At 36.3% G+C, this 16,325-nt stretch carries 18 protein-coding genes and 1 riboswitch; of the genes, 16 read left to right on the top strand and 2 right to left on the bottom strand.

Going from position 1 to position 16,325, the window contains the following annotated elements; all coding sequences use genetic code 11:
* Positions 1 to 18 precede the first annotated feature (18 nt).
* Positions 19 to 699, bottom strand: coding sequence for a SurA N-terminal domain-containing protein (locus CHB72_RS12780; RefSeq protein ID WP_176431357.1), 681 nt, complete (start codon positions 697 to 699; stop codon positions 19 to 21).
* A 445-nt stretch (positions 700 to 1,144) separates the two neighbouring features.
* Between CHB72_RS12780 and CHB72_RS12775 the strand changes: the two genes are divergently transcribed.
* The 7 genes from CHB72_RS12775 (at position 1,145) to CHB72_RS12745 (ending at position 8,137) form a co-directional block, all read left to right on the top strand.
* Positions 1,145 to 2,797, top strand: coding sequence for a glycosyl hydrolase family 18 protein (locus CHB72_RS12775; protein WP_089283271.1), 1,653 nt, complete (start codon positions 1,145 to 1,147; stop codon positions 2,795 to 2,797).
* Positions 2,798 to 2,930: 133 nt separating this feature from the next.
* A complete protein-coding gene (locus CHB72_RS12770) occupies positions 2,931 to 3,416 on the top strand; it encodes a permease (RefSeq protein ID WP_089283270.1) in 486 nt (161 codons plus the stop codon).
* Complete coding sequence (locus CHB72_RS12765; protein ID WP_089283269.1) at positions 3,413 to 3,958, top strand: permease; 546 nt, start codon at positions 3,413 to 3,415, stop codon at positions 3,956 to 3,958. The genes CHB72_RS12770 and CHB72_RS12765 overlap by 4 nt, the downstream gene beginning before the upstream one ends.
* A 193-nt stretch (positions 3,959 to 4,151) precedes the next feature.
* On the top strand, positions 4,152 to 4,835 hold the full coding sequence (locus tag CHB72_RS12760; RefSeq protein ID WP_089283268.1) for a response regulator transcription factor: 684 nt from the start codon (positions 4,152 to 4,154) through the stop codon (positions 4,833 to 4,835).
* Positions 4,835 to 6,250 (top strand): sensor histidine kinase, encoded by a 1,416-nt coding sequence (locus tag CHB72_RS12755; RefSeq protein WP_089283267.1) that lies wholly within the window; start codon positions 4,835 to 4,837, stop codon positions 6,248 to 6,250. Before CHB72_RS12760 ends, CHB72_RS12755 begins: the two co-directional genes overlap by 1 nt.
* Positions 6,251 to 6,392: 142 nt before the next feature.
* The gene (locus CHB72_RS12750; protein WP_176431355.1) at positions 6,393 to 6,980 is read left to right on the top strand and encodes a GerMN domain-containing protein; all 588 of its coding nucleotides are present in this window, start codon (positions 6,393 to 6,395) and stop codon (positions 6,978 to 6,980) included.
* 227 nt (positions 6,981 to 7,207) lie between these two features.
* The gene (locus tag CHB72_RS12745; RefSeq protein WP_089283265.1) at positions 7,208 to 8,137 is read left to right on the top strand and encodes an AEC family transporter; all 930 of its coding nucleotides are present in this window, start codon (positions 7,208 to 7,210) and stop codon (positions 8,135 to 8,137) included.
* 54 nt (positions 8,138 to 8,191) lie between these two features.
* Here CHB72_RS12745 and CHB72_RS25940 read toward each other — a convergent pair whose 3' ends face one another.
* Positions 8,192 to 8,350 carry a Spo0E family sporulation regulatory protein-aspartic acid phosphatase gene (locus CHB72_RS25940; protein ID WP_141131399.1) on the bottom strand — a complete coding sequence of 53 codons (159 nt, stop codon included), beginning with the start codon at positions 8,348 to 8,350 and terminating at the stop codon, positions 8,192 to 8,194.
* 259 nt (positions 8,351 to 8,609) lie between these two features.
* On the opposite strand from CHB72_RS25940, the gene CHB72_RS12740 reads away from it, so the two are divergent.
* The 9 genes from CHB72_RS12740 to CHB72_RS12700 all read left to right on the top strand — a co-directional run bounded on the left by CHB72_RS12740 (position 8,610) and on the right by CHB72_RS12700 (position 16,295).
* The gene (locus CHB72_RS12740; RefSeq protein WP_242975121.1) at positions 8,610 to 9,095 is read left to right on the top strand and encodes a COG2426 family protein; all 486 of its coding nucleotides are present in this window, start codon (positions 8,610 to 8,612) and stop codon (positions 9,093 to 9,095) included.
* Between the two features lie 153 nt (positions 9,096 to 9,248).
* Positions 9,249 to 9,348: riboswitch (SAM riboswitch) on the top strand.
* 163 nt (positions 9,349 to 9,511) lie between these two features.
* A complete protein-coding gene (gene metK / locus CHB72_RS12735) occupies positions 9,512 to 10,705 on the top strand; it encodes a methionine adenosyltransferase (RefSeq protein WP_089283264.1) in 1,194 nt (397 codons plus the stop codon).
* Positions 10,706 to 10,887: 182 nt separating this feature from the next.
* On the top strand, positions 10,888 to 11,460 hold the full coding sequence (locus tag CHB72_RS12730) for a sigma-70 family RNA polymerase sigma factor (RefSeq protein ID WP_089283263.1): 573 nt from the start codon (positions 10,888 to 10,890) through the stop codon (positions 11,458 to 11,460).
* An 87-nt stretch (positions 11,461 to 11,547) separates the two neighbouring features.
* Positions 11,548 to 11,772, top strand: a complete 225-nt coding sequence (locus CHB72_RS12725; protein WP_089283262.1) for a DUF1659 domain-containing protein — start codon at positions 11,548 to 11,550, stop codon at positions 11,770 to 11,772.
* A 38-nt stretch (positions 11,773 to 11,810) separates the two neighbouring features.
* The gene (locus tag CHB72_RS12720; protein ID WP_089283261.1) at positions 11,811 to 12,029 is read left to right on the top strand and encodes a DUF2922 domain-containing protein; all 219 of its coding nucleotides are present in this window, start codon (positions 11,811 to 11,813) and stop codon (positions 12,027 to 12,029) included.
* A 343-nt stretch (positions 12,030 to 12,372) separates the two neighbouring features.
* A complete protein-coding gene (gene recD2, locus CHB72_RS12715) occupies positions 12,373 to 14,604 on the top strand; it encodes an SF1B family DNA helicase RecD2 (protein WP_089283260.1) in 2,232 nt (743 codons plus the stop codon).
* A gap of 34 nt (positions 14,605 to 14,638) precedes the next feature.
* On the top strand, positions 14,639 to 14,875 hold the full coding sequence (locus tag CHB72_RS12710; RefSeq protein WP_141131403.1) for an aspartyl-phosphate phosphatase Spo0E family protein: 237 nt from the start codon (positions 14,639 to 14,641) through the stop codon (positions 14,873 to 14,875).
* A 139-nt stretch (positions 14,876 to 15,014) separates the two neighbouring features.
* On the top strand, positions 15,015 to 15,755 hold the full coding sequence (locus CHB72_RS12705; protein ID WP_089283258.1) for a ComF family protein: 741 nt from the start codon (positions 15,015 to 15,017) through the stop codon (positions 15,753 to 15,755).
* 114 nt (positions 15,756 to 15,869) lie between these two features.
* Positions 15,870 to 16,295 carry a TIGR03826 family flagellar region protein gene (locus CHB72_RS12700; RefSeq protein WP_089283257.1) on the top strand — a complete coding sequence of 142 codons (426 nt, stop codon included), beginning with the start codon at positions 15,870 to 15,872 and terminating at the stop codon, positions 16,293 to 16,295.
* Positions 16,296 to 16,325 lie beyond the last annotated feature (30 nt).

Below are 16,325 nucleotides of genomic sequence, written 5' to 3'. Positions count from 1 at the left end.
CAAAAATATAAGGATGCTCTAAAGTAAAATCTCGATGCTACTTTTCGCCTCTAGGTTTTCTATTAATTCCCCAAAGCTTACTTGAAACTTTTGATACTTAATATTTTCCTCTAATTGAAGCTTCATTTCTTCAAAGGTTGGTGCATCCTCCGTCGTCTGGCTGTATTCTTCATACATTGCCCTAATTTCCTCTTCAGATGCAGAAGGTTCACCGATTTCATCTTGTATATATTGTTCAAGCATTATGTCATTGGCTACATTTTTTTCTAATACATCTAAAGTTAATTGGTTTGCCTCTAAGGCTGCTAAAAATTCTTCTTCGTTGTCAAACTGGGATTTGATTTGTTTTATTTCATCATCTATTTCATCTTTAGAAACCTCATAACGCTTTTCTAATGCATCCTGCAAAAGTAATTGCTGTTGAATCAAATTATTTAAAGCTTCTTCCTCTATCATTGCTAATATTTCCTTGCTTTCTTCACTTTCAAAGTCTATACCAAACTGCAGATAAGACAACTTCATATTTTCTACCATGGTTTCAAAATCTATCCTCTGAATTTCCGTATCATTTACAAGGGCTACTACAGCTGCACCATTTTCTTCTGCTGAATCTGCTGCTCCCTCCTCCTTTGCGGTACAGGCTGAAAAGGAAATCATCAGCATTCCTGCTAATATAACTATAAATAACTTTCGTAACAAGTAAAAAACTCCCTTCATAAGTATATTATTTTTAAATTATCTCCAATTACTATCTTAATATAATAGATAGTAATTTTCAAATGTATTGAACCATGGACTTAAGATAGGATATAGCTTACAATTCAGTATAACAGCTAATTATAAACTGTAGATAAATAAAATATTAAATATTTATTAAAGATTCTTTGTTTATGCTATGGTTCCAACTATTATTCCCTCACCCATTGTTTATAAGTTATTGATAGGGTAACTTCCCAATATGCAGGATTAAATTATTTAGTAGGAAAAAATATAATTAGTGGCAGTCATTGAAGGATTTTTATGTGTTCTTATGGAATAAGATACAATATGTTCAATATAGGAGAGCGGTTAGTAACCTATTTTGTGATAAAATTTAGGATAAAGGCCAGAAATCTAAAAATTGTCTAGAAAGGATAGTGATATCATGCGTAAAGTAATAGCGTGTTTTTTAATAACGCTCTTGTTCTTTTCTTCCCTAGCATTTAGCTTTAGTAACAGTAGCATTACGATTTTGAAGGATATAGAGAACCATTGGATTGCAGCACAGCATAAGGAGGTATTGTATTTGCTGCAGCATTTAGGCATTATCAAGGGCTATGAGGATCATAGTTTTCGACCACAAAACCAAGTTTCTCGACAAGAGTTTGTAACAATGCTGATAAAAACCTTAGAACCCGAGATGGAGATTCCTGGGGGAACAGCTACTTTCCAAGATGTGGCTACTAATTCATGGGGATTTCCCTATATTGAGGCGGCAGTTACAAAAAATATAATTGTACCAGATGAGTATGAAAATAATCGATTCCAACCAGAAAAACCCATTACCCGACTAGAAATTGCTATAATGATTATGCGAGGTTTTGGAATGAATATAGATAATCAGGGGATGGAAAGTAAGACCACCTTCCTAGATGATGAAGAAATACCAGTAGGAGCAAAGGCATACATACAGATGTCATCTGAAAGGGGTATCATTAAGGGTTATAGGGAAGAGGAAGGTTTTTTATTTAAACCTAACAACACTGCTACTAGAGCTGAAGCAGTTGTCATAATTTATGGTGTATTACAGCAGAAGAAAGATTTGAAACAGGTTGGGTACTATGCTATCCAATCCTCCTCACAGGCCAATGCCCTCTCTCTAGAAAAGGTGTTTGATGAAATTGTTTTCGGTTGGAGCGCTTTAGATGCATTGGAGGATGGCACCATCATCTTTTCTATGAATTCTACAAGCGAATATAGAAGACCTGTAGGTTATGAAGGAGCCTTAACCTTAGTAGACAATGCTAAGCTGGATAAAAAGTTAATGGTGACAGAGACCAGAACCAGTTTGATTTATCCGTTGTTGGAGAATGAAAGGAATCAACAACAGGTGATTCAAGACATTGTAAAGAGTCTAAAGGAACATGGTTTTACTGGAGTTGTTATGGATCTTGAAAATATTCGAGATTTAGAGAAGGGCTATAGAGGGTTATATGTAGCATTTCTGAAGGAACTAAAAGAGAATCTTAAGTCAGAAAATTATACCTTAACAGTTACAGTACAGCCTAATAATGTCATAGGATATTATGATGGCTATGATTATAAGGCAATATCAGAGATTGCTGATGAGATCAATATTATGACCCATGATTATCATGAAAGAAAAAACTTTAATGTCTTAACAGATCATGCTCCTTTCCCTTTAGTAAAAGAGGCCCTAGTGAAGCTGCTTAATGAAGGGGTTAATCCTGATAAGGTAATTCTGGGGCTACAGGTGGCGGCAGGAACCCAGTGGGTTACTACTGTTAAAGAGGAGGATAAGTCAAGAGAATTTTTCAACCCCGGCATGACCAGTGTTTATCGAGCTATTACCGAAAGGGAGGGAGAGAAGAGCTTTGATTTCACCTCTATGACCCCAAATTTTCAATATAGTTTTGTTGAAGGAGACATAGAAAGGCAGCAGTTGATCCGATATGAAGATAGGAAGAGTGTAGAAAGCAAGCTGTTGTTGGCAAAGTATTATGGCATCAAGGGGGTTTCCATCTGGAGAATTGGGGAAATACAAAGAGACGTTGTGGAATTGTTAAGTGAGAATTAGTTAAAAAATTAGTTTGGATTGACTGAAATTGAAGATAAGGTCTTTCGAGGAAGTGATTTCTTGAAGGACTTTATTATGTTCCTATGGAATAAAATACAGTATACTCTATAGGTTCATTAAGGAGGCCGATAACATGGAATTAATCCTCTATGGAAGTGCATTGGTGTTGTTGTTGATATCTTATAGCAAAGATAAAGAAAAGACGAAAAAGGCACTTTCAAAGGCATGGAAATCCTTTGAGAATATAATGCCCCAGTTTTTGGGTATCATTTTTATTATAGGATTAACACTGGCCATACTAAAGCCTGAGGTGATATCAAGTATCATAGGAGAATCATCTGGCATATTTGGAGTTTTGTTTGCTTCGGTAGTGGGGGCTATAACCATGATGCCAACCTTTGTAGCATTTCCCACAGCAGACATGCTACTAAAAAGCGGTGCTGGTTATCCTCAGGTTGCGGCCTTAGTATCTACACTAACATTGGTAGGGGTAGTGACATTTGCTTTAGAAGCCAAGTATATAGGGAAAAAAGCTGCCTTCTATAGGAATTTTGTAGCCTTTCTTTTCTCCTTTATTGCAGCAGTAATTATCGGGAATGTATTGGGGGGAGGAAGATGAAAAGAATTTTAAGAAGGTATACTTTTGCTTTATGTGCTTTTCTTATTACAACAAGTGTTATCCTATTCAATCGGGAGATAGGAGTGAGGTCCTTTGTGATAGCCGGTGGTGCCTTTAAACAAATGCTGGGGGTGCTTCCTCCGATTATGTTGCTATTAGGCTTGATGGATGAATGGATTCCGAGGAAGACAATGATGAAGTATATGGGAAATGATTCCGGCCTTATGGGAATAGTCTTCGCTATACTGATAGGCTCTTTAGCAGCAGGGCCCATGTATGCAGCATTTCCATTTACGCTAGTTCTACTAAGAAAAGGTGTGAAATTTAGTAATATAGTTATATTTATGAATGCTTGGTGTGTTACAAAAATACCTACACTTGTTTTTGAGCTGACAGCTTTAGGCTATGCATTCACGGTAACAAGATTATTAATCAACCTACCTGGAATTATCCTAATGGGCTACTTAGTAGAGTGGCTGCTTTCTAAAGATGAGATAGATAAAATATACCTCGATGCTGAAAAAATGGAACAGCGAGCTTGATTTATGTAAGCATAGTAAAGAGGATTGAAGAACCTAATGCTACAATTCATCTCCCATCCTCTTTAGGGTGGGGGATGAATTGTTGTCCCTAGTAACCGTTACCAGAGATGGAGTAACCATTAACTTTTGTTTGAAAACAAGAAAAGTTGTATAATATAATAAAGTATATTATTATATTGGAGGAGTGAAGTCCATGAAGATACTAATCATTGATGATGAAAAGTTATTGGTGAAGGGATTAAAAAAGAGCTTAGAGCAAGAAGGATTTCAGGTTACTGCTGCTCATGATGGGGAAGAAGGATTAAATGTATTTGAAACCAACGACTTTGATTTACTTATATTGGATTTGATGCTTCCCAAGATTGATGGCACCAGTCTTTGCAGGATCATTCGCCAAAAAAGTGATCTTCCTATCATTATGCTAACAGCTAAGGATAGTGATATAGACAAAATACTTGGATTGGAGTTGGGGGCAGATGATTATTTGACAAAGCCCTTCAACACCCGGGAACTCATTGCAAGAATGCGGGCTATATTACGGAGGTTAGAAAAACAAGAAAAAAGTGATCATAAACAAAGCATTTATACATCAGGGGACTTAGAGGTGGACCCCAACTACAGAATTGTGAAGAAGTCCTCCAAAGAAATAGAATTGACTCCTAAGGAGTTTGAGATATTGGAACTGCTCATAAGGAATAAAGGTCGAGTTTTTCCTAGAGAAGAAATCTTTCGACTGATTTGGCAGGAACCTTGTCTTGATACGAGAACCATTGATGTTCACATTAAAAACCTCAGAGAAAAATTAAAGGATCATGATGATAAAACACCAATGATCCAAACAAAATGGGGTGTAGGGTATTTCTTTAGAAGGGATTGATGCTTGTGTTTTCTTCCATCAGACAAAAGCTAACGGCTATCTATATTATATTGATTATCATGCCTTTGTTTGTAATCAATTATCTATCGGTAGAAAATATGAAACAATCCATTTTAAAGGAAATAGAGGTAAACACCTTAAAAACAGCCAACATTGCTTCAAATGTAAGCCGTGACAATTTAAAAAGACCTTTAGAGCTACGGGAAAATATTAAAAAGTATACCCCTATGACGGAGGGAAGAATTTTAGTACTAAATGAAAACCAACGGGTAATGGTAGACAACTTTCATCTGTTGGAGGGAAGAGTGATTGAAAATCAAGAAATCCGTCAGGCCTTTAACCTACAGGAGAAATTTGGGTATTATGAAACTGATAAATATGTACTACAGGCGGCGGTGCCTATCGTACAGGTGACAGAAACTAGTAGAGATGTATTGGGAGCAGTATTGATTTCCGTCAGTGTAGATGAAGCATTTGAAGCGATAGAGGACTTTAGACAACAGCTTATGATGATTTCTATTGCTGCTGCTATTATTGGTGTTTTTGCCGCTATCTTTGCCAGCCAAAGGATGACAGAGCCTATCGTCTCTTTATCTCTCACAGCGAAAAGAATCGGAGAAGGGCACTTAGGCGAAGTGGTCAACGTTAGATCAAAGGATGAAATAGGGAAGCTAGCGGAAAACTTCAATCAGATGAGTAAGGAGCTGTATCGGATTGACAGAGGAAGGACACAATTCATTGGGGACGTTTCCCATGAGTTAAAGACCCCCTTGGCTTCTATGAAAGCCTTAATAGATTCTCTTCTTTATGGTGAGGATGATATTGAAGTTTATCAAGAGTATCTAAGGGACATGGATGGTGAGATTGATAGACTATCGGATTTAGTCAAATCTCTACTGTCTTTAACAAAGATAGAGGAAAAGGGGATCAAAACAGAAGTCTTTTCTATGGAAAATATTATAGAGGATACAGTGAAAATTTTGAATCCCTTAGCAGAGAAATATGAAGTGAAGATTTCTGTTGACTTAGAAAGTCCACCAATCGTTGTTTGTGATGGCGGCAGAATTAAAGAGGTATTTATTAATCTTATTGATAATGCATTAAAATATAGAGATATAGAGAAAGAAAAGTGCGAAGTGATGATTCGGGGAAGAAATACAAAAAATTACTATGAGGTTTCTATTGAAGACAATGGTATAGGGATAGAGGAGGAAGAGATTCAATCTATTTTTGAAAAGTTTTATCGAACCGATACCTCCCGCTCTAGAGATACTGGAGGAGCTGGCATAGGACTATCTATTGTAAGCCGAATCCTACAGCTTCACAAATGGGAAATAGCGGCTTCCAGTAAAGTGAAGGAGGGTACGACCATAAATGTCTGCATTCCTAAAAGTTCTTTAAAGATTTCTTTATAGTTTCTTTACATTTGTTAATTGTACCTTAATAATCTTCCTATATAATATAGATAAGACTTAATTCAGAGGGAGTTTTGGCAATACATCGAAGGGGAAATGAACGGCGAAAAGTGTACAACATAGGAAAGAAGGGAAGATGAAAATGAAAAAAAATGTTTTTAAAATAGGGTTTAGCATATTAATTATCGCTATGATCATAACAATGATTGGTTGTAGCAAGAAACCAGTAGAAACTCCAGCACCTCCAACGGGGACAGGGAACAGTGCAGAAGAGGGAGATATAATTGTAGACCCAGAACCAGAAGGTGAAGTAGTAAGGGTCACATTGTACTACGTAAATGAAGAATATGTTACGACTGGAAGAGATACATTGAAAAAAGTTCTTTCGCTTGAGAAGGAAGTCACAGTTGGAGAAAAGTCTTTAGAAGCAGTAATCTTAGCTGAAATCCAAAAGAAGCCTGAAGGAGATAAATTATCAACAGCATTAGAGAACATAAAAATCTTAAGTGTAGATACAGCAGAAAAAATTGCTTACGTCAACTTAGCCGGTGATAGGTTAAGTGGTGGAAGTCTGCAGGAGGATTTAGTGTTACATCAAATTGTATACTCTCTTACAGAACTAAAGGATATCGATGCAGTTCAGTTGTTGGTAGACGGAAGTAAAAGAGAAACCCTAATGGGACATATCTTTATTGAAGAACCACTTAAAAGGCAGGACTTAGGATACTAAAGCGGAGAAAAACCTCCGTTTTTTCTTTTGCCTTGCACTTTATTTCTTTATTGTGTTAAAATGCAAGCTTTGTTATTATAATATTACATGGTCTTTTTAGGATAGAGGGAGTAAATTTTCTCTAAGTGACAATAAAGGTAGTATGAGCATATTTATAGTATATGTGTATTAAAATCAAAGTATAGAGGGAGTATCTATATAAGGGAATTTTATAGGGGGATATTGATGTGGTATTTTATGCAACGATCAATCAAATTTTAGTTTTGTTTTTTACGATGCTTATTGGTTTCGGAGCTAAAAAGTTGAAATATGTGGATAATCAGTTGAATAAAGGCCTTAGCAATCTAGTGCTACAGGTGGCGCTGCCAGCCATGATCATCAAATCCATGCAATTTCCTTTTTCTCAAGATTTATTGTGGGATAGCTTGAAGGTCATTGGCATTTCTTTGCTTGTTTACAGTGTAGCTATAGGATTTTCTTTTATTTATCCTAAAATAATTAGAGTCAAAGGTATGAAAAAAGATGTATATCAGTTTGTTTTGATTTTTTCTAATGTAGCATTTATAGGATATCCAATTATAGATGCTATTTATGGTGATATAGGAGTTTTCTACACAGCACTATATAACATACCCTTTAATTTTATTTTGCTAACCATAGGAGTTTATGTTATATGTCGCAGTAGTAATATTGAAAGAGAAAAGGTTGATTTCAAAAAGATTCTTCTACATCCTGGTATTATAGCGGTATTCCTTGGTTTTAGCTTCTTTTTATTGTCAATTGAGTTACCATCAGCCATATATCAGACATTGGATATAGTGGGTTCTACAACTACTCCCTTATCGATGTTGATTATAGGCTCTTTCCTAGCGGACATTCCTTTCCGCGAAGTATTACAGGAAGAAAAGATCTTATCGTTAGCTTTTGCCCGACTTTTAATTCTACCTATGATTGCATGGGGTGTATTATATGCTATCGGGCTTCGGGGACTATTGTTAGGAATACCAGTGGTGATTACAGGAATGCCGGCTGCTGCAAACACTGCAGTTTTTGCAACACTTTATGATTCGGATCATTACTTAGCTTCTAAAAGTGTTTTTATTACAACACTATTATCTTTAATCACCATTCCTCTTTTAACTTTGGTTCTTAAATAGAAGGGTAAAAAGAATAAAAAAATAGGGGAGAAAGGTTCTCCCCTATTGTATATTCTATTTTCCCATTAGCAATCTATGGTACTCTACAATTAATTCATCAATCTCTATATTTAATCTAAAGATTTTGTCATGGTCTTCGTTTTGATCCAAATAACGGCCTAATCTATTTCTTAACCGATTGATTTCTACCCTTAATTCTTCTAATTGCATCATTCGTCTCGCCCCCTATTTGACTTAATAAGATAACTAGAAGATTTTCTCCTTAGCTTAATAAATATAAATATCTCACTATAGAAAAACGGTTGAAAACTGACATAATAATTGTTCTCTATCCCTTAGTTTTACTAATTATACCATAATTTGTAATGTAAAAACATTAAAATTTTATTACAAATTTGTAAAACATTGTTGTATTTGCTAAGCATGTCTATGTATGGCAGTTAGGTTCTATTCATCTCTAGGATTTTATATAATGAATAGAGGTGAAATGATGAATAAGATGATGGAAGTTATTACCCATGAACTGATGGTTCTGTTAATAGCAGCTATGCCTTTAGTGGAAGTCAGAGGAGCTATACCTATAGGCGTTTCTCTAGGGATGCACCCTATTCATGCAACGCTTCTAGGAATCTTAGGAAGCCTGATCCCTGTACCTTTTTTATTGATTTTTATAAAACCAATCTTTACGTATTTAAAAGATAGAAAATTTTTTCATTACTTGGTAGATAAAACCATAAAGAGAACCTTAAAAAAAAGTGAAAAAATTAGGAAATATAGTATCGTTGGGCTCATTATGTTTGTAGCGGTGCCTCTTCCTACTACAGGTATATGGAGTGGTTGTTTAGCTGCTATTCTCTTTAATATTCCTTTTCGGTATGCATTTCCTGCAATAGCCACTGGAGCTGCCATTGCAGGAACCATCATGTTTATTTTAACTTATTCGATGATACTAATATAAGGCATCCCTTTAAATATTTTCATTCTTATTCAAAATATTTGTTGACATATAAAAACAGTGGTGATATCATAAACATTGATAAAAGTAGATGACTCAAATCTTTGATTTGGTGTCAGTCACTTTCACAGAGTGCAATTAAATAAAAAACTTGATGCCTTATCAAGAGCGGTGGAGGGAAGGGCCCGATGAAACCCGGCAACCATAGAAAGTATGGTGCTAAGTCCCACAGAATGTTAGTTCTGGAAGATGAGGAAACCGAATTTGGTTAATACACCCTCTTCTTTTTGAGAAGAGGGTTTTCATGTTTTTGTGTTTTTATGTTTATGGATAATTTTTGGGTAAAGAATAAAAATATAGTTATTATAATAAATCAATACCCGTTTATAAATCATTTAAATAAAGGAGGAGTATGTGAAATGGCGAGAAGATTATTTACTTCTGAGTCTGTAACAGAGGGACATCCGGATAAGATTTGCGATCAAATTTCCGATGCAATTTTAGATGCAATTTTTGAAAAAGATCCAAATGCAAGGGTAGCTTGCGAAACATCTGTAACCACAGGTCTTGTATTGGTGGCTGGAGAAATTACTACAGAGTGTTATGTTGACATTCCTAAAGTTGTTAGAAAAACAATTGAAGAAATTGGGTATACAAGAGCTAAGTATGGCTTTGATAGTGACACCTGTGCAGTATTAACATCTATTGATGAACAATCTCCTGATATTGCCATGGGAGTAAACGAAGCCCTTGAAAGTAAAAAGGGAGAAATGCAAGATACATTAGAATCTATCGGTGCTGGAGACCAAGGAATCATGTTTGGTTTTGCCTGCAATGAAACACCAGAGCTGATGCCTTTACCAATTGCATTAGCACATAAATTGGCTAGAAGATTATCAGAGGTTAGAAAAAATGGAACATTATCTTACTTACGTCCTGATGGTAAAACTCAGGTAACTGTTGAATACGATGGAGATAAACCTGTAAGAATTGATGCTATCGTTATTTCTACACAGCATAGTCCAGAGATAGATAGACAAACAATTGAAGCTGATTTAAGAGAATACGTTATTGATAAAATCGTACCTAGTGATTTGTTAGATGAAAACACTAAGTACTATATTAACCCAACAGGAAGATTTGTTATTGGTGGACCACAGGGAGATGCTGGATTAACCGGCAGAAAGATCATTGTAGATACCTATGGTGGATATGCCCGCCATGGTGGTGGTGCTTTCTCAGGGAAGGATCCAACAAAGGTAGACCGTTCTGCTGCCTATGCTGCTAGATATGTTGCGAAAAACATCGTTGCAGCAGGCTTGGCAGATAAATGTGAGCTTGAATTGGCCTATGCTATCGGGGTAGCGCAACCAGTATCCATCATGGTAGAAACCTTTGGCACTGGCAAAGCTACAGAAGAACAGTTGATACAATTGGTTAGAAAGCACTTTGATTTAAGGCCAGCTGCCATCATTAGAGATTTAGATTTAAGACGTCCAATCTATAGACAAATCGCAGCCTATGGTCATTTTGGAAGAACCGATGTAGAACTTCCGTGGGAAAAGACAGATAAAGCTGAAACGTTAAAAAACGATGAAATTCTAAAAGGCTAACAGAGAGAGGATAAAATGTCCTCTCTTTTTTTACGTATTTTTCTTATGAAAAACTCTTCTAAATAACCCTTCTAGCATGTAAAGAATTAAGTCTCATTTTATCATTAGCCTATCCAAGAAAGTTTTCATAAAATGAATTGCCGGTAATAAGAAAGGATGTGTCCTTTAAAGGAAGTTGAAAATTGAATGTATTATCTGAAAAAATGGTGAACAAGGCATTAAAGGGAGAAGAGGAGGCAGTGGTGGATTTGGTCAATCAACTGAAACCCCTTATATTGTCCTACAGTAAAAGGTATGGAGCAAGACAAGGAAGGGAGGAGGATATGTATCAAGAAGGTGTATTGGAAATTCTTGAAGCCTTAAGGGATTTTGACCCATCTAGAAAGATTCCTTTTCTAGCCTATGTTTCCACTAGAATCCGTCATTATTATCATAATAAAAGACGTAAAAATAAACAGTATTATTCTCTAGACGCTTCGGTAGGAGCTGCAGAGACTGGGACGTTGTTGGATATATTGCAGGATAACACTTGTGATATAGAGAAAATCTGTATCGAAAATCAGGAAAAGCGATTCCTGCAGAATGCCATGGAGCAATTATCCAACTGTCAGAGGGATATAGTGATTCGATATTATTTTCAGTATCAATCTCTAAAGGAAATTGCTGCCCACAAAGGGATTCATCCTGTTTCTGTAGCAAAGACAAAGGCAGTAGCTTTAAAAAAATTAGGAAAATATTTAAGAAAAGTATACTAACTTTTTCATCTCTAAAACATTTATTGAATGTAGACTGCAGCTACAGGATGTTAAAGGCTAAAGTAGAAAAAGATAGGAGATGAAGAGATGCCAGTGCAAGCAATGGGAGAAACCTCAAGAATTCGACTTCAATTTGTTGAAAGCAGAGATCAAGAGGGAAAAGAAAAGCTTTCCTCAAGAAGCTATAGTAATTTAAAGCCCCAAGCTGATGATCAAGCCGTATATAATGTGGCGGCAACCATCATAGGGCTTCAAGAGAAGGAAGCAAAAACCATCACTAGGATTGATGAGAAGGAATTAGTAGAAGAGTAGGAGGAATCCTAGAATATTTTTAAAGGAGATGAAGAAGCTTGAATAGAGTATTGGAAATGACCTTTAAAAAGACAGATGATAAAACAGCAAAGCTAACGATTGTCAATGCTCGTGAAGATATAACGGCGGCAGAAGTAAAAGCTGCTATGGAGACCATTCTTAATGACAATGTTTTCATTGTAGGAGAAGAGGAACTCGGAGAAATTCATGGGGCAAAAATTATAAGAACTGAAGAAGAAGAGTTAGAGTTAGTGTAGGATTCAGGGGAGCTTTGCTCCCCTGAATCCTTTACTGTATACACTGTGGTTCACGGGTTTTATTGCACCTCGAACTAAAGGCTTTTAAATAGTCTAAGTTTTTGTCTTTTTTTCAGTGAACAGATAAAATTATGGGGGCATAATTATTCAAAACGGTAATAACTGGTAATTTTGTCGCATTTGTATAATTATTACTTACAGTTTTTTTACTATATGATATAATAAAAATAATATTTTTTTAACAATTTATAATAAGAGGTTTCCTCTTGAGACATAGATATATATGAAGGATTAAAGAAAATTATGACATGGAAGTGCAACTGATTATTAGGAGGATACCAAGGTGCTAGAGGTTGAAGGTAGACTGATAGAAATCATATTTCAAAATGAATCCAATGGTTATACTGTAGCGATACTAGAATCACCTGAGGAGGAAATTACCATGGTGGGATACTTACCGGCTCTAAAGGAGGGGGACCATCTATTGGTAAAGGGGAAATGGATGATTCATCCTGTGTATGGACATCAGCTGGAGGTACAGGAGTATAGACCTATTTTGCCTACCACTGAAGAAGGCATAATTTATTACTTATCCTCCGGTATTCTTCCCGGTATAGGCAAAAAGATGGCCAAAAGAATTGTAGATCATTTTGGGGAGGAAGCTATGGAGATTATCCAGAGTCAGCCCCATAGGTTAACAGAAGTATCTGGCATTGGGGAGTCAAAGGCGGAAGCTATTACAGAGGCCTTTCAAGAACAGAGGGAACTGAGAGAGATCATTCTTTTTCTATCTCAATACGGTATAACTCCTAATTATGCTGTAAAGATTTATAAAATTTATGGAGAAAATACGATTTCTACCATACAGGAAAATCCTTACCGTTTGGCAGAAGACATTATGGGTATTGGATTTATTACCGCTGATAGGATTGCCAAAACCATGGGGATCGCAGCTAACTCCAAATACAGAATTTATGCAGGCACAAAGTACATGCTCAATACCTTTCACCTTGAGGGACACACCTATGCTCCTAGCCAGATGTTGATAGAAAGAACGGCTGAGCTTTTAAAGGTAGAGGTGGAAATGGTACAGGAGGCAGTACAAAACTTAGCATTAGACCAGAAAATCCAGATAGAAAGGCAAGGGGAAGAAACCGCTGTTTATTCTATGGCCTACTACTATGCAGAAACCAATGTGTGTAAAAAGCTGATTGAGCTTTCACGAGTGAAGATGGACCCTCTAGAAATAGACCTTGAGGAAGAATTACAGCAACTGCAACAGCAGGAAGGCATTTCCCTAGCTATCAATCAAAAAGAAGCTGTAAAGCAGGCGGTAGAAAATGGGATTTTAGTAATTACTGGAGGCCCTGGCACTGGCAAAACCACCACCATCAATACGCTAATTAAAATCTTTGAAAAGCTGGAAATGAAGATTGTCTTAGGTGCACCGACGGGACGAGCCTCAAAAAGGATGACGGAGGCCACCGGCAAAGAAGCCAGAACCATTCATCGGATGCTGGAGCTGGGTTTTGCGGAAGAGGAAGATAGTATGATGTTCCAGAGAAACGAGGAAAACCCCCTAGACAGCGATGTCATTATTATCGATGAGGTTTCCATGGTGGACATTCTTCTGATGCATAGTTTAATGAAGGCTGTATCCCTAGGGACTAGACTTATTTTAGTTGGAGATGCGGATCAGCTGCCTTCGGTGGGAGCGGGAAATGTATTGAAGGATATTATAGATAGTAGAATTGTTAAGGTAGTAAGGCTCAATGAGATCTTTCGGCAGGCAGAGGAGAGTATGATCATTGTCAACGCCCACAAGATTAATCATGGAGAGTATCCCCTCTTAAATATGAAGGAAAAGGATTTTTACTTTATTACTAAAAACCAAAGAGGGAATATTACAAAAACCGTAATTCAATTGGTAAAGGAAAGACTTCCAAACCATTATCAATTTGATAGCGTAAAGGATATACAGGTGCTAACTCCAATGAAAAAGGGAGAAATCGGCACCATTAACTTCAATAAAGAACTGCAGCAAGCTTTAAATCCTCCTATTAAGTGGAAAAAAGAGAAGGCATTAAAGGAAAAGATCTTTCGGGTAGGGGATAAGGTGATGCAGATAAAAAATAATTATACTTTAAAATGGGAAAGCCAGGATCCGGATTCCCAAGAGGAGAAGGGGGAGGGTATTTTTAATGGAGATATCGGTTATATTCACTCCATTGATGAAGGAGATCAAGAGTTAAAAGTACTGTTTGATGACTATAGGCTAGTAAACTATAGCTTCTCTCAATTGGATGAACTAGAGTTGGCATACTGTATTACCATTCATAAAAGCCAGGGAAGTGAGTTTCCTGTAGTGGTAATGCCTATTGCTTGGGGACCACCAATGTTATTGACAAGAAATTTACTGTACACAGCCATTACTAGAGCAAAAAATCTGGTAGTACTAGTAGGAGCGGAAAGCTATTTAAGGATGATGGTGGATAATGATAAAATTGTTCAACGTTATTCAGGTTTAAGCTACCGATTAAATAAGTTTTATGAATTTCATTTTAACCAGCAGTAGGAAAAAAAATAGGGAGGCTATTGAGAGAAGAGACATGGGAGAATTAATTAAGCTAAAGGAAAAGATTGAAGCCACTAGAAAAAAGCTATGCCAGCTAATAGAGGAGAAACAAGGGGATTTAACGGATCCAGAGGTTATTGAAACGAGTCAGTTGCTAGATACTTTTTTAGTAAATTATCAAGAAGAGATTAAACGAAACCCATCGCTTGAAAAGGAAATACAAGGTAATGTTTATTATAAAAAAAGGTATAAAAAAAGAATAGAATCATAGAAAAATAACTTGTCCTTCAGTATAGTGCTAAAACTTCCTCTAGATAAACAAACTAAGTGACCAACACGAAAGTTGCAAATCAAACTTTCGGTTGTCTACTTATGAATTAAGTCTCATTTTCCCCAAGGAGGATGGTCCTATGAGAAAAACAAATGGTTTGTTTAGAGCGTATAGTGAAGCATTGTTAGACTTAATTTACCCTCCTAATATGACTTGTATTCTATGTAATAGCTATTTAAAGGGAAAAACTGAACTTGGCATTTGTTGTAGATGTATGAAGGAGATTTCTTTTGTTACTGAAAACAGTTGTAAGAAGCTTTCCAGGCCCTTGGTAGATCAGGAGGACATAGAAATCTATGAGGACTGTGAGGGAACAGAGAATTCCTTTCATAGGAGAGTTGCTGTAGTAGAGTATAAGGGAATGATTAAAGATTTAATATTTCGCTTCAAATATTATGATGCTACTTATTTAGCAAGGAATATGGCCTATATGATGGCGGCTGTCATAAAAAAGAAAGGCATAGAGGGAGATATGTTGATAGCAGTACCCCTGTATCCTGAAAGGGAAAGGAAACGGGGTTATAACCAAGCTCATTTATTAGCCAAATATATTAGTAGGAATTTGGATATAGAGTATAAAAAGGGCAATTTAATCCGAGTGAAGAATACCAAGGTGATGCACAATCTGTCAAGAAAACAGCGGAGAGAAAATTTAAAAAATGCTTTTCAAGTAAAAGATAAGCAAGCCGTTGATGGAAGAGATATTTTATTAGTAGATGACATATTTACTACAGGGGCTACTGCAGATGCCTGCAGCAGGGTGTTGATGGGGGAGGGAGCAAAGTCCATTACAGTATTGACTTTTGCCAGAGGAGTTTAGAGGGATGCAAAATGAAAAATGATATCTGGAAATCAAAGAGATTGGTCTTTTGATTTTTACATTTTAAATTTTAAACTATGATTTCCGCTGAAGGCGGCATGAGGAGGAGTGCATATGGAATTAAGAAATTGTGAAAAATGTGGGAGAACTTTTGCCTATACTGGTTCCAATTTTTGCTCTAGATGTAGCAATGAAAGTGAGGAAGAGGATTTTAAAAAAGTAAAAAACTATTTGTATGATCATTCAGGAGCTACAATTGTGGAGGTCTCTGAGGCTACTGAAGTAAGTGAAAAACAGATTTTAAAGTTTTTAAGAGAAAATAGAATTGAAATCAGAGAAGAAGACAATATACTTTTGGACTGTGAAAGATGCGGCACAGCCATTCGTTCAGGGAGATTTTGTGAATCTTGCACTGTTAAATTGCAAAAGGAATTTAGTAAAGTACTGCAACCGAATACTAAAGAAAAAGAAAGGGAAAAACCAAGAAAGACCAATAGAACTCATAAAATGTTTATAGCAGAAAGAAAAAAAAATAATTGATGTAAAGAAATACCTCTGCCTTACCGATAA

Origin of the sequence: Anaerovirgula multivorans, from assembly GCF_900188145.1 — a bacterium.
GTDB classification, from domain to species: Bacteria; Bacillota; Clostridia; order Peptostreptococcales; family Natronincolaceae; genus Anaerovirgula; species Anaerovirgula multivorans.
The sequence above is the reverse complement of the archived record's forward strand: the minus strand, read 5'-3'. Positions and strand labels throughout refer to the sequence as shown.

Bases quoted from the DNA above. Each gene is read 5' to 3' on its own strand.
- CHB72_RS12775 (WP_089283271.1), top strand. From the start codon at position 1,145: ATGCGTAAAGTAATAGCGTGTTTTTTAATAACGCTCTTGTTCTTTTCT.
- CHB72_RS12770 (WP_089283270.1), top strand. From the start codon at position 2,931: ATGGAATTAATCCTCTATGGAAGTGCATTGGTGTTGTTGTTGATATCT.
- CHB72_RS12765 (WP_089283269.1), top strand. From the start codon at position 3,413: ATGAAAAGAATTTTAAGAAGGTATACTTTTGCTTTATGTGCTTTTCTT.
- CHB72_RS12760 (WP_089283268.1), top strand. From the start codon at position 4,152: ATGAAGATACTAATCATTGATGATGAAAAGTTATTGGTGAAGGGATTA.
- CHB72_RS12755 (WP_089283267.1), top strand. From the start codon at position 4,835: ATGCTTGTGTTTTCTTCCATCAGACAAAAGCTAACGGCTATCTATATT.
- CHB72_RS12750 (WP_176431355.1), top strand. From the start codon at position 6,393: ATGAAAAAAAATGTTTTTAAAATAGGGTTTAGCATATTAATTATCGCT.
- CHB72_RS25940 (WP_141131399.1), bottom strand. From the start codon at position 8,350: ATGATGCAATTAGAAGAATTAAGGGTAGAAATCAATCGGTTAAGAAAT.
- CHB72_RS12740 (WP_242975121.1), top strand. From the start codon at position 8,610: ATGAATAGAGGTGAAATGATGAATAAGATGATGGAAGTTATTACCCAT.
- metK (WP_089283264.1), top strand. From the start codon at position 9,512: ATGGCGAGAAGATTATTTACTTCTGAGTCTGTAACAGAGGGACATCCG.
- CHB72_RS12725 (WP_089283262.1), top strand. From the start codon at position 11,548: ATGCCAGTGCAAGCAATGGGAGAAACCTCAAGAATTCGACTTCAATTT.
- CHB72_RS12710 (WP_141131403.1), top strand. From the start codon at position 14,639: ATGGGAGAATTAATTAAGCTAAAGGAAAAGATTGAAGCCACTAGAAAA.
- CHB72_RS12705 (WP_089283258.1), top strand. From the start codon at position 15,015: ATGAGAAAAACAAATGGTTTGTTTAGAGCGTATAGTGAAGCATTGTTA.
- CHB72_RS12700 (WP_089283257.1), top strand. From the start codon at position 15,870: ATGGAATTAAGAAATTGTGAAAAATGTGGGAGAACTTTTGCCTATACT.